At 39.4% G+C, this 14,761-nt stretch carries 17 protein-coding genes; 8 read left to right on the top strand and 9 right to left on the bottom strand.

All coding sequences use genetic code 11. The features are described from left to right. Positions 1–94: 94 nt before the first annotated feature. From BANVL01_RS13945 to BANVL01_RS13935, 3 genes are all read right to left on the bottom strand, one after another. Positions 95–589: an MltG/YceG/YrrL family protein gene (locus tag BANVL01_RS13945; protein WP_066087593.1), complete on the bottom strand. Its 495-nt coding sequence runs from the start codon at positions 587–589 to the stop codon at positions 95–97. Continuing rightward, the gene (locus tag BANVL01_RS13940; RefSeq protein ID WP_066087596.1) at positions 579–959 is read right to left on the bottom strand and encodes a hypothetical protein; all 381 of its coding nucleotides are present in this window, start codon (positions 957–959) and stop codon (positions 579–581) included. Before BANVL01_RS13940 ends, BANVL01_RS13945 begins: the two co-directional genes overlap by 11 nt. 159 nt (positions 960–1,118) lie before the next feature. Beyond that, the gene (locus BANVL01_RS13935; RefSeq protein ID WP_066087597.1) at positions 1,119–1,610 is read right to left on the bottom strand and encodes a hypothetical protein; all 492 of its coding nucleotides are present in this window, start codon (positions 1,608–1,610) and stop codon (positions 1,119–1,121) included. Between the two features lie 370 nt (positions 1,611–1,980). Here BANVL01_RS13935 and BANVL01_RS13930 point away from each other — a divergent pair, with 370 nt between their 5' ends. Together BANVL01_RS13930 and BANVL01_RS13925 are read left to right on the top strand one after the other, a co-directional pair. Next, entirely contained in the window at positions 1,981–2,991 is a 1,011-nt protein-coding gene (locus tag BANVL01_RS13930) for a 2-oxoacid:acceptor oxidoreductase family protein (protein ID WP_066087600.1), read from the top strand. An 18-nt stretch (positions 2,992–3,009) separates the two neighbouring features. After that, the gene (locus tag BANVL01_RS13925; RefSeq protein WP_066087603.1) at positions 3,010–5,322 is read left to right on the top strand and encodes a thiamine pyrophosphate-dependent enzyme; all 2,313 of its coding nucleotides are present in this window, start codon (positions 3,010–3,012) and stop codon (positions 5,320–5,322) included. Between the two features lie 135 nt (positions 5,323–5,457). Here BANVL01_RS13925 and BANVL01_RS13920 read toward each other — a convergent pair whose 3' ends face one another. Further along, positions 5,458–6,039: a hypothetical protein gene (locus tag BANVL01_RS13920; protein WP_066087605.1), complete on the bottom strand. Its 582-nt coding sequence runs from the start codon at positions 6,037–6,039 to the stop codon at positions 5,458–5,460. 224 nt (positions 6,040–6,263) lie between these two features. Between BANVL01_RS13920 and BANVL01_RS13915 the strand changes: the two genes are divergently transcribed. Next, complete coding sequence (locus tag BANVL01_RS13915) at positions 6,264–6,470, top strand: capping complex subunit for YIEGIA (protein ID WP_066087608.1); 207 nt, start codon at positions 6,264–6,266, stop codon at positions 6,468–6,470. 135 nt (positions 6,471–6,605) lie between these two features. After that, complete coding sequence (locus BANVL01_RS13910) at positions 6,606–7,223, top strand: YitT family protein (RefSeq protein WP_066087611.1); 618 nt, start codon at positions 6,606–6,608, stop codon at positions 7,221–7,223. A gap of 12 nt (positions 7,224–7,235) precedes the next feature. Here BANVL01_RS13910 and cysC read toward each other — a convergent pair whose 3' ends face one another. Genes cysC through BANVL01_RS13885 form a run of 5 tightly spaced genes read right to left on the bottom strand, consistent with a single transcriptional unit; the run spans position 7,236 to position 11,061 of the window. After that, complete coding sequence (gene cysC, locus BANVL01_RS13905) at positions 7,236–7,835, bottom strand: adenylyl-sulfate kinase (RefSeq protein WP_066087614.1); 600 nt, start codon at positions 7,833–7,835, stop codon at positions 7,236–7,238. Positions 7,836–7,847: 12 nt separating this feature from the next. Further along, positions 7,848–8,996 carry a sulfate adenylyltransferase gene (gene sat, locus BANVL01_RS13900; protein ID WP_066087618.1) on the bottom strand — a complete coding sequence of 383 codons (1,149 nt, stop codon included), beginning with the start codon at positions 8,994–8,996 and terminating at the stop codon, positions 7,848–7,850. 39 nt (positions 8,997–9,035) lie between these two features. Next, positions 9,036–9,746: a phosphoadenylyl-sulfate reductase gene (locus tag BANVL01_RS13895; protein WP_066087621.1), complete on the bottom strand. Its 711-nt coding sequence runs from the start codon at positions 9,744–9,746 to the stop codon at positions 9,036–9,038. Positions 9,747–9,778: 32 nt separating this feature from the next. Continuing rightward, positions 9,779–10,309 carry a histidine phosphatase family protein gene (locus tag BANVL01_RS13890; protein ID WP_066087624.1) on the bottom strand — a complete coding sequence of 177 codons (531 nt, stop codon included), beginning with the start codon at positions 10,307–10,309 and terminating at the stop codon, positions 9,779–9,781. After that, positions 10,294–11,061, bottom strand: a complete 768-nt coding sequence (locus BANVL01_RS13885; RefSeq protein ID WP_066087627.1) for a phosphosulfolactate synthase — start codon at positions 11,059–11,061, stop codon at positions 10,294–10,296. Before BANVL01_RS13885 ends, BANVL01_RS13890 begins: the two co-directional genes overlap by 16 nt. Positions 11,062–11,248: 187 nt before the next feature. Between BANVL01_RS13885 and BANVL01_RS13880 the strand changes: the two genes are divergently transcribed. From BANVL01_RS13880 to BANVL01_RS13865, 4 genes are all read left to right on the top strand, one after another. Continuing rightward, the gene (locus tag BANVL01_RS13880) at positions 11,249–12,469 is read left to right on the top strand and encodes an MFS transporter (protein ID WP_066096565.1); all 1,221 of its coding nucleotides are present in this window, start codon (positions 11,249–11,251) and stop codon (positions 12,467–12,469) included. A 97-nt stretch (positions 12,470–12,566) separates the two neighbouring features. Continuing rightward, a complete protein-coding gene (locus BANVL01_RS13875; RefSeq protein ID WP_066087630.1) occupies positions 12,567–12,848 on the top strand; it encodes a hypothetical protein in 282 nt (93 codons plus the stop codon). A gap of 36 nt (positions 12,849–12,884) precedes the next feature. After that, positions 12,885–13,796, top strand: a complete 912-nt coding sequence (locus BANVL01_RS13870; RefSeq protein WP_066087633.1) for a YIEGIA family protein — start codon at positions 12,885–12,887, stop codon at positions 13,794–13,796. Between the two features lie 163 nt (positions 13,797–13,959). Continuing rightward, positions 13,960–14,724 carry a sulfite exporter TauE/SafE family protein gene (locus BANVL01_RS13865; RefSeq protein WP_066087636.1) on the top strand — a complete coding sequence of 255 codons (765 nt, stop codon included), beginning with the start codon at positions 13,960–13,962 and terminating at the stop codon, positions 14,722–14,724. Positions 14,725–14,761 lie beyond the last annotated feature (37 nt).

Here is a 14,761-nt window from a genome sequence, read left to right as displayed (position 1 = left end):
ATTGAACAAACTTTGAAATCTTAAAAAAAGTGCCTGTCCCCCGCTGCTTTACAACAGGATGTTACTGGGGACAGGCACCTCTTTATATTTAAGTTTACTTAAAAATAGTTGTAATCATTTGATCGGTGGACATTTCACTATCAACTACATAGATACCGGGGCGCAAATTTTTATCTAGCCCTTTTTTCTCTACATCCATTGAGAAGTTAAATCCATTCGGAATCAAATTGGCTTTTTCAAGCATTTTTCCGACATCGATACTGGTCATACCATCGGATATGCCAACGACCACTCGTGTAACCTCTTTAGCAGGCTTTTTGTCATCAGCCGGGGCTTGTTTTTGGACGGTTGCCTTTGCAGCTTTCATATTCTTGTCATATTCAGCTTTCGATTGAACGACATAACTTTTCGTTTCAAGCTTTTGTTTCATCTCATTTTCAGATAATTGAACCTTAACTGTTTTTTGGTTAGTGGCTATTTTGGCAGCTGTTTTTGGCGCATCACCTGTACTAGAGAAATAAACAATTCCACTAATTGTTGTTGCGATAAGAATTCCCGCTGCAAAGCTGCTTAATAAGTTAATTCTCATTGGCAACTTTTCTCCCTTCATCCTTTATTTTCTGAAAAGGAGCCAGCCTCTGTTCAATTTCACTTTCAGGTACTTGTTTTTGTTTTGCGATACTTTCGATCGAGTAATTGCGTTTATATAAGTCTAGTACTTCACGCATGAAAAGCTTTTCCTCTGAAGAAAGTTGAATCCCTGCTTCCTTTATTACCACTTCTATATCAAGCTCAAGATTCCGAATTGATTCTTGAAGGGCATTGATTTCTTTCATCGTGGATATATGTATCACATCAATTTGATTATGTTCCATTTTTGCCACATGATTAGATTTTACTATAGAAATGATCAGTAATAAAACGGATAACACAAACAATCCGCCTATAGTCCATACCATCAAAATAAATTCCTCCTTCAATTAAATAACAAGTACTTATTATACATCCAAAACGAATTTTTTTCGCTTTTAATTATAAAAATGCGTAATAAGTCGGAGGAACTTTACAAATTTTGTGGATTGAGGAAATCATCTCATACATTAGTATTAGAGACTATTCTACTTTTTCCAATAATCCGAAATGAATGCTTGGAACATTTCGTTTAATGCTCCCTTTTTTTGACTTTTTAACCATTCAACCTGGTCGATTGGCAGTTTTAATTTTAAACTAATATCTTCAATTGGCATTTCCACTTTTCTTATTTCTTCTAATGTAATCCCGTTTTCTATATCCGGAAACCCTGAATCATTTTCGTTCACCATTTCGAAATCCTCATACTCTTGAATGTCATTAAGTTCACAAAATAAATTAAGCTGCGGCAATCCCCCTGACAGGATTTTTACATGCATAATCGAATTTATGATTCGGCCATCTGCTAATTCAATCTCAATAATCAGGTTTTCTATCTTTTTATATTTTTTCACTGCAAGCTCACTTACAATGATATCTAATTCCAAGGTATACCCCGAGCTTGATTCAAAAATATAGATGGCACTTTTAAAGACATGAATACTTTCACCATCAATTTTAATTGTTTTTATTTCAACCATAAACCGTTCCCCCATACAGCTGTGTGCTCCATATATAAACAAACACATTTTGGATTAATTATATCCCATTATAAGTTTTTTGCTACATCTTTCTAGGGTTTATACGAAATAGACCGAATATTATATCTGTTTGTTACTGTTATACAACATTTTCATTCTGTACTACATCACGTTGTAAATATTAAATATTCTAATAGATAAATTTTTGTAAAAAGAGTATGAAAAAAGGGTTTTAAGGCTATTGTTCGTTTTCCGTTTAATAATCTGTTGTAATTGATTTTCTATCCTGTTACAATAAAAATGGAGAGTTTATAGAAAATTTATAAAATTCCAATTGTTAGGTCGACTTAAACAGATAGGAGGAATACGTTTGTCAAAACTGCCGAAAACCAATGAATTAGGTTTTTTTGAAATTCGCCTTGAATCAATCGGCGGATTGGGAGCTAATTTGGCTGGAAAAATGCTTTCCGAAGATGGAGTTGTAGGAAACGGACTGAACGGAATCGGTTTTTCATCTTACGGATCAGAGAAAAAAGGCTCCCCTGTAAAAGCACATATTCGTTTTTGCGAACCTGAAACAACCATCAGAGACACGACACCCATTGAACGTCCACATGTAGTAGGGATCTTCCATGATGCCCTATTTAAAACCATCGATTGTACAAGCGGGGTTTACCCCGACAGCAACATCTTAGTGAATTCACAAAAATCCCCAGATGAACTTAAGACGTTAATGAAAATTACTGGCGGAACCATCGCCATTGTTGATGCAACCGGAATTGCTTTAGAAGAGCAAACAAAAGCCAACACGGCAATGTTGGGAGCGCTTTATCGAATCCTTGGCTTCTTAGACCCTGATTCAATGAAACAGACGATTCGCCGTACATTCGAGAAAAAGTATCCGCACATGGTTGAACCAAATATTCGGACGTTTGACCGAGGGTACAATGAAGTCGCATTCAAAACCTATTTGGTTGATGATGGGTACGAACCAGAACCTTTTAGGAGAGCTGAACCGCTCCTAGGCTACCAAACCCAAGCGATTGGCGGGACCATTACAAATCCAGGGAACAGCATGTTAAAGGATTTAAGCATTTCCCGTGCCGGGATGCTGCCCCATTTTCACGAAGAAAAATGTATTAATTGTGCAGCCTGTGATACGGCTTGCCCTGACTTTTGCTTTGTTTGGGAAGAAAAAGCAGACAAACGCGGCCGGCCGCAAATGTTCCTCCAAGGGATTGACTACCAATATTGCAAAGGCTGCTTGAAATGCGTCACAGCATGTCCTGTTGAAGCATTATCAGGCGAAAGAGAATATAATGACGGCTATGCAGACAAGAACCGTGTGCCGCATTTATATGATTTGGCTACCTCAAATTAAGGAAAGGGCGGGATCTTCATGTCCATTAATTTAGAACAAGAAAAGGGATCGATTAAACAAGGGTCCGTTGAGCAAACTGTTGTTTTTGAATCAGGCAATGAAATGGCTGCCTATGCTGCACACCAAATTAATTATCATGTAATGGGCTATTTTCCGATTTCCCCTTCTACAGAAGTTGCCCAGTTTCTCGATGGGATGAAAGCCAAAGGAGAGCATGATATCGTCTTGATTCCTGCCGATGGCGAACACGGATCCGCGGGTATTTGTTACGGAGCATCAACTGGCGGCGGGCGAGTTTTTAATGCAACAAGTGCCAATGGCTTTCTCTATATGTTAGAGCAGCTGCCTGTTCAATCCGGAACTAGATTTCCGATGGTATTGAATTTGGTCAACCGCTCCGTATCGGGACCGTTAAATATTCATGGAGATCATTCCGATTTATATTTCGCGTTAAATACGGGATGGCCCATCTTGATGGCCCGTGACCCGCAAATCGTCTATGATATGAACTTGATTGCTATTAAACTAGCAGAAGATCCTGAAGTCCGACTCCCAGTGATTGTATCATTCGACGGTTACTTCACCTCCCATCAAAAGCGACGGGTCCAGGTGTTGAAAAATAAACAAGATGTTCACACGTTTATCGGCGATCCTCCGAGGAACTTCCCTCATGCGTTAGATCGCGAGAACCCGGTCACGATTGGCCCTTATATGAATGAACCCGATTATATTAATAACTGCTATCAACAATCGGAAGCGATGTATCAAGCAGAGCATGTCTTCGAAAGAATTTCGAAGGAGTATACGGAATTAACGGGCCGGGAATATCCTGTTCTCGATTTATATCGGATGGATGACGCAGAAGTTGCCGTATTTATGTTAAACTCGGCCGCCGAAGTATGTAAAGACGTAGCCGACAGGCTCCGCCTACAAGGGATAAAAGCCGGGGTCATTTCACCGAATATGATTCGCCCTTTCCCGCAGGCAAAATTAGCGGAAGCGTTGAAAAATGTGAAAGCGGTTACGGTTGGTGACAGGGCCGACTCGTACGGAGCACATGGCGGAAACATGGCACTTGAATTAAGAGCGGCGCTGCAAACGGTTGGAAATGTCAGCACAAAGGTGATTAACCGCATCTACGGATTGGGCGGAAAGGATTTTTATGCCGACGACGCGGAACACTTTTTCCGGTTAGCAATTGATGCGGCTGAAACTAGCATTGTTGAAAAGGGATTTGACTACTTTGGACATAATCCCGGCAGGCCGGAATTCGCACCAAAGCGCATCTTAAATCCAATGAAAAAAGAGGATTTGAACACGGGATTAATCACCGTCACTCCTGATGAAAATACCGGTGAACTTAAGGTGAAAATACCGCCTTTAAGAAGTTTAACGAATAAACCGAAACGGCTAGCTTCTGGACACGGAGCCTGCCCAGGATGCGGTATTTTCTCAGGGCTCGAATTGTTTTTTAAAGGAATTGAAGGTGATATTGTCGCCTTATTCCATACCGGCTGTGCCATGGTCGTGACAACTGGCTATCCATACAGCGCCCATAAAGCGACTTACATTCACAATCTCTTCCAAAATGGCTCGGCAACGTTATCGGGTCTTGTGGAAATGTTCCATGAACGAAAACGGCGCGGTGAATTAGCTGAACTGGGCTTAAGTGATGATTTTACCTTTGTCATGGTTACGGGTGACGGCGGCATGGATATTGGCATGGGCCCTGCCATCGGAACCGCACTGCGCAACCATAAAATGATTATCCTTGAATACGATAACGAAGGTTACATGAATACAGGCAGTCAGCTTTCCTATTCGACACCGATGGGACATATGACAAGCACTTCAAATGTTGGCTCCTTCCAGAACGGGAAGCCGTTCCATCATAAGGATACAGCCCAAATCATGGCTGCGACTCATATTCCCTATGTATTTACGGGATCAGAAGCGTTTGACCGCGACCTTTTAAAGAAAGCGGCTAAGGCTCAGTGGTATGCCAATAATGAAGGGTTGGTTTACGGCAAAATATTAATTGCCTGTCCTTTAAACTGGAAATCGAAGGATGAATTAGGCCAAACGATTGTAGGGGCGGCTGTTAACTCCTGTTTCTTCCCGCTTTATGAGGTGGAACGCGGAATCACGTCGATTACCTATGACCCTGAGGCTAAAAATAAACGGGTAGCCGTAACTGAGTGGCTGAAGCTGATGGGTAAAACAAAACATATGCTGAAAGAAGACAGCCAAGACATGCTGCAAATGTTTGATGATGAGGTCGAGCGCCGTTGGAAGCGTCTCAAAGCGAAAGATGAGAGCCCTTACCTATAAATGAAACTTTAATCAGTATAAAAATGAGGTCAGTCCCCAACGTATGTACGTAACCATACATTAGAGGACTGACCTCTTAAGCTTCGGAAAAAATTTATGGAAGAGGCACTCCAAAATGAGTGCCAAAACAAAATACTAATTATCAGAAAAAGTTTTCTTAACGCCGGCAAAGAATAACACCCTTGCTGCTTTCTTACTCAGCCCCATCCAAATCCAACTATAAAATAGCGAGAATAGCAAAATGATAATGGCCACTTTTATATTAAATGTTTGGGAAATAGAAGGCCCTAAAACAGGAAAACGAAAAATATATAATAAGGACATAATTCCTGCTGTTAGGGCAATGCCGCCAAATAATGTGATTGACAGCCAATTCCTCCATAGCTTAAAGGCTGTGCCTATACTTATCCCTAATAGTCCGGTTGTAAAAGGAAAAACAATCAGCTCACTTGGCTGAACAACCATTAATAACAAAATGGTTATAAAATAGGACATAAACCCGATCCTTAAAGAGATGAAGCAAGATAGGACAATTGGAAGAGTAGCTAAGATACTTAATGCATAACCAATACCCGCAAAAATACCTGCTGACTGAAAAATGACTGCAAATGCAGAAAAAACAGCTCCTAACACTATTTTGGTTGTACGTGAATATTGTATGGTCAGATTAGACTGGGGTTTTGGGTGTTGCTGCCTGTGGCCCTCAAGCTCTTTCATCGAAAACACCCCCTGTTTAAGTTAATGCTTTCGTATCCTCTAATATGATGTTTAATTTTTATCAAGGGATTTACCAAGCCAGCTTTTATTAAACCGTTTGTTTATTTAGAATGGCATTCGACCTTAGCATTAATTATTGGCAGCGTTGGCAATACTATTGGTGGGCTTAGCGAAAGTGGACTTATATGAATAAATTTTTTAATAGACGAGGAGGTTCAAACAATATGGGGAAAGAATCTTCCATTAAACCCGACTATAAAATTTTGGCTTATTTGACGGCAAACGAGGAACGTAAGGTTTCAGGGGCACCGTTATTTATGACATTAAAGACTGAGGAAGAGCTCAAAGAAACAACTGTAGATATTGCAAAGGCATTAAAAGCGGATGTAGTGAAGTTAAAAAATAGCGATTATATGATTGTTCGAGTGTAAACGGTATCCTCCCTGAAATAAAAATCCAACATATTCTTATTCCCTCCCTCATAAAATGGGACAAGGAAGGGCTGTCCTAGGGAGGGATAAATTTGAATTTTTCTATAATCGACTTTAGGATCCATTTCCATTAAGATGAAGAAAAAGCTAATCATCTATGTTTGTTTACTCTTTGGGGCTAGCTTGCAGGGAATCGCCATGTCTTTGTTTTTATTTCCCCACTCCATCCCTTCAGGAGGGGCAGCAGGGATAGCCATCTTGATCAATCATTGGTTCCATTTATCCCTAGGTTTTTCATTATGGCTGGCCAATATCGTTTTTTTACTGTTTGCGTTAAAATATTTTGGTTTTACTTGGACCATTCGAACCATCATTTCGGTTGCAACTACCTCGACTATTGTAAGCATCCTCACCTCTCAAATAGTTCACCCGCATGTACATATATTAGTGGACCTTGCTGCCGGATCCCTTCTCTTTGGTATTGGAGTGGGCTTACTGATTCGCGCGGGGGCTTCGAGTGGTGGAATGGTCATACCGGCATTAATGATTGCTTCCTATAAGAAATGGAGCCCCGGAAAGGTTATGATGGGGATTAACATGTTTATTTTTTTGTTAACTGCATTTGTGATTGATTATAAAATTGTTGTCTTTGCCATCATTTGCCAATTTTTCTCAACCAATATTATTGACTTTATCTATACTTTAAAGTTTCAAAATATTAGTTTTTTAAGCGCGAATTGGCGAAAAAGATAAGAAGATCCCCTTTTAAAGGATTTCCTTATCTTTTAAATACCCTACTATTTTGCTAATCGATTGTTCTACCGATAGGTTATTGGTTTCAATAATAATTTCAGGATAAAATGGCCTTTCATATGGTGAAGAAATTCCTGTAAAATGAAGAATTTCTCCTTTTCGCGCTTTTTTATATAAACCTTTTGGGTCTCGGTCTTCACAAACTTGGATTGGACAATTTAAAAAGATTTCAATAAACTCTTCGTTTGCAAACATGTTGCGAACAAGGTCCCGGTCTTCGCGAAACGGAGAAATAAATGCCGAGGAAACGATTTGTCCGCTATCAACAAATAACTTCGCCACTTCCCCAATTCTCCGAATATTTTCTTTCCGATCCTCGTCCCGGAAGCTTAAATCGCTGTTTAAACCATGCCGTACATTATCCCCGTCTAAAACATAACTCTGGCTGCCTTGTTGAAATAACATGTGATCAACGGCATTAGCCAAGGTAGATTTACCAGACCCCGATAATCCAGTAAACCAAAGAACACAACTTTTGTGACCGTTCAATTGGTGGCGATCATGTTTGGTTACTGTTGATTCATGCCATGTGATGTGATTACTTTTCCCCATTACTTACACCCTTTAGTTTTTTGTAAGAACCGTTTTCATTCCTTGAATAAGAATTTCCACTACCTCAGGACGACTAAATTCCTTTGGCGGCTGTTCTCCATTTTTCAACATCCCTCTTACCTTTGTTCCCGATAAAATCACATGAAATTGCTGGTCATGAGGGCATGTTTTCTCAGACGCCATGTTTTCGCATTTTTTACAATAAAAGCTATGCTCAAAAAAGAGCGGTTTAATCCCTAGTTCTTCCTCATTAAAATGGCTAAATATTTTTTGTGCATCATAGGTTCCATAATAATTTCCAACCCCTGCATGGTCTCTTCCAACGATAAAATGGGTGCAGCCAAAATTCTTCCGGACTAGTGAATGAAAGATGGCCTCTCTTGGTCCGGCATAGCGCATGGCTGCCGGGAACACCGATAAGAAAACTCTATTCTTTGGATAATAATTTTCTAGCAGGACTTGATAGCTTTCCATTCGGATTTCACTGGGGATGTCATCAGACTTGGTCTCCCCTACAAGCGGATTTAAGAAAAGACCATCTACTATTTCTAATGCTGATTTTTGAATATATTCATGGGCTCGATGGACAGGATTTCTCGTTTGAAAACCAACCACCGTATTCCAGCCTAATGTTTGAAATCTTTCTCTTGTTTGAATGGGATCTAAATAATAGGAATGAAACTTATTTGGTTCCGCCCTTTTAATTAACGTGATTGGTCCAGCAAGATAAATTTCTGGCCGTTCAAATAACTTCTTTACACCAGGATGAGCCATGTCAGTTGTTTGATAAACATTCGCGGCTTCCCACGTTTTATCAGGTGAAAAAGTTTCCGTTACCTCCATTACCCCGTAAACCATGCCGTTATGAACAAGATTAATAGTTTCACCCCTTCTTAGTCCCTCGGCTTTATTCCTATCAATGGCTAAGGTAATCGGTAATGACCACGGCAGTCCGTTTGCGAGTCTCATATTGTTTACAACAGACTCATAATCAGCCTTTCCCATAAATCCTTCCAGTGGACTATACGCACCATTTGCGATTAACTCTAAATCACTTAATTCTACATTATCTAAGTCCACATAATTTAAGGAAAAATCACTAGCAACATTAAGGTTCATTCGATTAATTAATTTACCGCCATGCGGTACACTTTTACTCACTTTTTTCCCCTCCCATACTCCTAGATTTATCTAAAAAATCTATGTTTGATGAAGTCCGCACTCTGTTTTTGATGAATCGGCCCATCTGCCTGAACGAAGGTCCCCTGCTTCAGAGACAGGCTGCGTACAAGGGGCACAGCCAATACTAGGATACCGCTGATCATGCAACGGATTGTACGGGAGCTTATTTAAATGGATATAAGTCATAACCTCTTCCCATGTCCAATGGATGAGCGGGCAAATTTTAATTTTCTGAAATTTTCCATCTTTATTAATGTACTCAATTTTGCTCCTTGAGAGGGATTGTTCGCGTCTTAGACCGGAAATCCATGCCTTGACATCAACAAGAGCTTCCTTTAAGGGGACAATCTTCCTCATGTGGCAGCAAAGGTTCGGATTAACCTTCCATAGCTCTTCCCCATACCATTTTTCCTGTTCCACTAATGATATTTTAGGTTTAATTATTTTGATATCTAACGTAGGGTAGCGACTCTTTACTTCTTCAATCAATCCATATGTTTCCGGAAAATGAAGTCCTGTATCAAGGAAAATAATTTTTGCCGATTTGTTTACTTTATGAATCAAATCGATTAACACAATCCCCTCGGCTCCAAAGCTGCATGAATAAACAATTTCATCCCCGTATTCACTAAAAGCCCATTTTAGAATATCTACAAAGTCCTGGTGTTGTTCCATAAGGGCAGCGACCTTTTTTTCATCCCAATCGTCAAATGTTAATTGCTCAGACAACCTTCAGCCCTCCATTCTCTCCCTTAAGTTCCCTATTTCGTTGATAAGGTAATACACGCATTGTTTTCAACGACTATTTTATTCATCTGATTGATATGACCGTACTTATGGTACGAAATCATGGCTCTAATCCATGATCCATGGCCAAATACTAAAATATTGCGAAACCCCTGATATTTTTCTAAAAACAAAGCAATCCTGGCCTCTAAGTTACAAATGCTTTCTCCTAAAACCAATTCTTTTGGATGATTCATCCACTTTTCACCAAAATCCAGCATAAGTTTTTCCTTTGGCAGCCCTTCAAAATGGCCAAAATCTAATTCATCCAATAAGTATTCAGGTTCGCATTTGTAACCATAAAGACAGGCCGTTTGCTGGGTTCGTTTTAATGTACTAGCTAAAACAACGTCAAATGGTGACAATCCTTGTAAGACTTGTTGATTCGCATCCATTCCTTTTTGAAACTCTTCTGTTAAAAAGGAAATTTCAATATCCCTCCTCCCTTGGAGCTTCTGCTGTTTGTTCCATTCAGTCGGAAGATGCCTAATTAAAGTAAGTTGCATTCACTTGCCTCTAAAAAAAACGTTTCACTCCTAAGGCCACAGCGCTGTGCCTCTAAAACTAAAACGTCTTGAAGTTTCACATTTCCTAAATTAACATTTGGTCCTATTTCTTTAATAAAATACATTTGATGTTTGGGCGAAGGCGCTTCAAAAATGATCTTTTCAGCATCAGCCACTTCGAGTAATTCATGAATTAGGTTGGATTTAATCGTGCCATTTTTTTCATAAATCCCTGCTGTGCCTGAATCTCTGCCCTCAGTAATCACATATTCGCAGCCAGCTTCTAGTAAAAGCCTTACTTCTTCCTTCCATTCAGATACAGGCATATGATTATCTGCATCTTTTGAGCCAACCTCAGCAATCACGCGAAAATCCTTTTTTAACCAAGAGATGATTTGGAGGCGTTCTTGTAAAGGAATTTCTAAAGTGCCATTAGAAATCTCAATCCATTCAATGCCTAGATTGTGTAAATAGCTGACATATTCAGGGGTTTTATTTTGGTAATAACACTTTTCAAATAAGGTTCCGCCGCAATATGGCTTAATCTTAAATTCCTTATATAAGTCCACCTTTTTCTTTACATTTGGGGTCACATAGGCAGAGCCGATTCCAATTTTGGCAATGTCGATTATGTGGCCGTAATCGACTAAAATATTGTTTAATTCTCCCAGTGGTGTTCCGAAATCGACAACTGATGTCAAGCCGGAAGTCCTGTTTCCGGATGTCCTTTTCGGTATAGTTAAAAAATCCATAGGGAAAGCCTCCTCCATTTTTCTAGGATAGAGTATTCAAAATATGGGTGAGAGTGTAAATAATAGGCTCATTCCTCAGAAAATAGGCATTTGCCTTGTATAAACTGCTGAATCACCTCAAACAATAAAAAGGCGTGATTCTAATAGTGAGAGGTGTACATAATTGCCAAAGCAAAAACCTAAAGGCATGACTATTTTTGCAATCAGTTCAATTCCGCTAATACTTGTCTTGGGTAACTCGATGCTGATTCCGATTCTCCCAAAAATGAAAACAGAATTAGACGTTAGCCAATTTAAGATTAGCTTAATAATTTCGGTGTTTTCAATTGCTGCAGCGATTTCTATTCCGGTTTTAGGCTATCTGTCAGACCGCTTTTCACGAAAGGCGGTTATTATTCCTGCTCTTTTTCTATATGGGTGTGGAGGGCTTTTAGCAGGTGCTGCCGCGGCGTGGTTTTCCAATTCCTATACATGGATTATTGCGGGAAGGATTATGCAAGGGATTGGGGCTGCCGGAACTGCCCCAATTGCCATGGCCTTAACAGGAGATTTATTTACCGGTGGAGAACAAAGCAAGGTTTTAGGCTTGGTAGAAGCTTCAAATGGTTTTGGAAAAGTTATTAGTCCGATTATTGGTTCTCTTTTGGCCCTGCTTTTCTGGTACGCAGCCTTTTTTGCTTTTCCGATTTTTTGTCTTATTTCTATCCTATTAGCGATCTTTTTTATCAAAGAAAAGAAAGCAGAAAAAGAGCCGCCGCCTGTCGGGAAATATGTAAAAAGTCTTGTTTCCGTTTTTAAAACAGAAGGACGCTGGTTATTTGCTGCCTACTTAACAGGTGCTGTCTGTTTATTTACCCTATTTGGGATTTTATTCTATATTTCCGATATTCTCGAAAAGGATCATCATATTGATGGACTGATTAAAGGATGTATTTTAGCGATACCGCTTTTATTTATGACCATCACTTCCTACATCACGGGAAGTAAAATTGGGAAAAAAATGAAATTAATGAAAGCGTTAATTATTATAGGATTACTGTTAATGACCAGTTCATTTGCATCTCTGATTTTCTTTAAAAAGTTAATTCCTTTTTTTTCCGTACTCGTTATTAGCAGTATTGGAACAGGTCTTGCCCTGCCCTGTATCAATAGCTTTATTACTGGATCTGTTCCTTCAGACCGTAGGGGTTTCGTCACATCGTTATATGGATCCGTTCGTTTCTTAGGTGTTGCAATCGGTCCGCCTATTTTTAGTAAATTAATGGAATGGTCGCGTCCTGGGATGTTTTTAACAACCGCAGGATTAACTCTTGTTTCTGCTCTGCTTTGCTTAGTTCTTATCCAGGTAGCGAAAAAAGAACCTTCAAAAGAAAGTGACACCTTATTTGAAAAATTACAGTTCTCGTAGGCAGATGGGAATAGATAATGCTCATTCAGAAACTCATGCAAAGTTTGCATCAAAAGCTTACGCTACCTTAGCTTAACCTTGAAAGGAGTAAATTCAATTGCAAATATATTTTTCCCCTGAGGTTATTACACCGCAATTCCAAGTATTAAATGTGGTAGATTCCACCAGCAAAGCAGTTGGCAATGTAGCCTTTTTATTTGATGAAAAAAAGCTGTTCGTATATGGAATTTTGGAAGAGGAAGGGGTCGGTGCAGATTTCAAAGATTTAGTTACACCTTATCTAAAAGGCTTAACAAAAGCAAAACCTGGACTGGATATTTTCACCTGTTTGTATGTCGGATGTAAAAAAATTAAGCTGAACGATGAACAACAAAAATAGCAATAACATTAAATACGTAATCATTGGAGTGAAACCATGAAGGACAGCTTGATTTCCCATGAGCACCTCGTCATGATTGTAACCTCGGTAATCGTTGGTACGCTGGCAAGGCTGCTCACTATTAAAGAAGACTATCGGCAATATCCAAGTTATCCAAATGGTTACTTAATCCATTTACTAACAGGGTTTGTATCTGCTGCAATTGGAGCGGTTGCGATTCCTGCGTTAATGACCAAAAACTTTATCGCCGTTACATTCTTAACAGCCGCTGCCCAACAATTTCGAGATGTAAGAAAATCAGAAAGAGAAAGTCTAAAGGATTTAGAGCATACAGAATATGCTTATCGCGGGGATGCCTATATCGACGGCATTGCGAAAACCTTTGAATCACGAAATTATTTTGCCCTGATCGTTGCTTTAATAACTGCAATAACCATGCAGCTCATTGACTCTAAAACGACTTGGATCAATGTTTTGGCTGGAACGCTCGTAGGCTTGATTGTTTTTTATTTGTTAAAAAGATTTTCAAAAGGAAAAACGATTGGCGATATTGCGGAAGTTGAACAGGGAACTGTTGAAGTGAGAGAATCTGAGCTGTATGTAGACGGTATGTATGTATCGAATCTATTAGGATCTGATCATGCTTCCAAGCTGTTTGAAACCGAAGGCTTAGCTGTTATCATTAAACCCCATGAAAATCATTTACGAATAACCTTGGATAATTTCGGGCAAAGGCAAGCTGCCCTTTTTGAAGCAACAAGAGCATTAGGTTTAAAACGCTATCATTTTACAAGAAGAGATTTTGAAAATGGCAGAATTGTCATTACACTCGTGCCCATCATTAACGATATTGACCGGCTGATTGAAGCAGTGAAGAAAACGCCATTGCTAGAAAGTACCAAAAAAAGTAAGGCGGTTATGAACACAAATTTAGTGGGCAAAAAATAAGAGCAGCCGCAGCCTCGTTAGACCTTGCTGAATTGCTCTTTTTTTTCATATGAATTCCAGGTGCCCAACATGCAAAACGGGCGCTTCAACCAGTAACAAGGCATTTACCTACATCATAAATTATTTTGTAATGTAGTTTAGAGAAATTTGGAGTGTGTGCCTTGTGAGTATTGGAATCATCGTAATGGGGCTTTTAATTGGCTTTATGGTCGGATTAACTGGAGTGGGAGGTGCTGCCCTTTTAACACCAGTATTAATTTTATTAGGAATAAGTCCATCCATCGCTGTAGGAACGGATCTTGTTTACAATTCGATCACGAAGTTTTTTGGTTCTTTCCAGCATTGGCGGCAAAAGACGATTAATCTCAAGTTGGTTAAGTACCTGGCGATCGGAAGTATTCCAAGTGCTATTTGTGCAGTTGGGATTCTCCATTTATTTGATTCCTTTTTTCATAATGAGGAACAAGTGATTAAACATGCATTAGGATACGTATTAATATTAGTGGCATTGACTACATTAATTAAAACGTTTATGAAAAATAAATTGGAATGGAATCGTCTACAGTTAAAGTCAATCTATGAAAAACGGTCCCTTACGATTGCAATTGGCGCAATATTGGGCTTTATTGTTGGTTTAACCTCCATTGGATCTGGGTCATTGTTCGCCTTAGCAATGCTTTATTTATTTAGGATGAGTCCCTCAGAGTTAGTCGGAACGGATATTACTCATGCTTTCTTATTGGTTTCTGCCGCTGGGATGATGCATGCCGGGATTGGTAATGTAGATTACCTTTTAATGTTAAACCTTTTAGTAGGATCCATCCCGGGTGTCATATTAGGAAGTACCTTATCATCTAAATTACCAGCAAAACCATTAAGAACGATCATGGCTTTAATGATATTAGTGAGTGGATTTAAGCTAATTTAACCAAGACTCTAGACAATCGGGAGAGTCCCCTGGGCGC

The organism is Neobacillus novalis NBRC 102450, assembly GCF_001591805.1.
GTDB lineage: Bacteria > Bacillota > Bacilli > Bacillales > Cytobacillaceae > Neobacillus > Neobacillus novalis.
The sequence above is the reverse complement of the archived record's forward strand: the minus strand, read 5'-3'. Positions and strand labels throughout refer to the sequence as shown.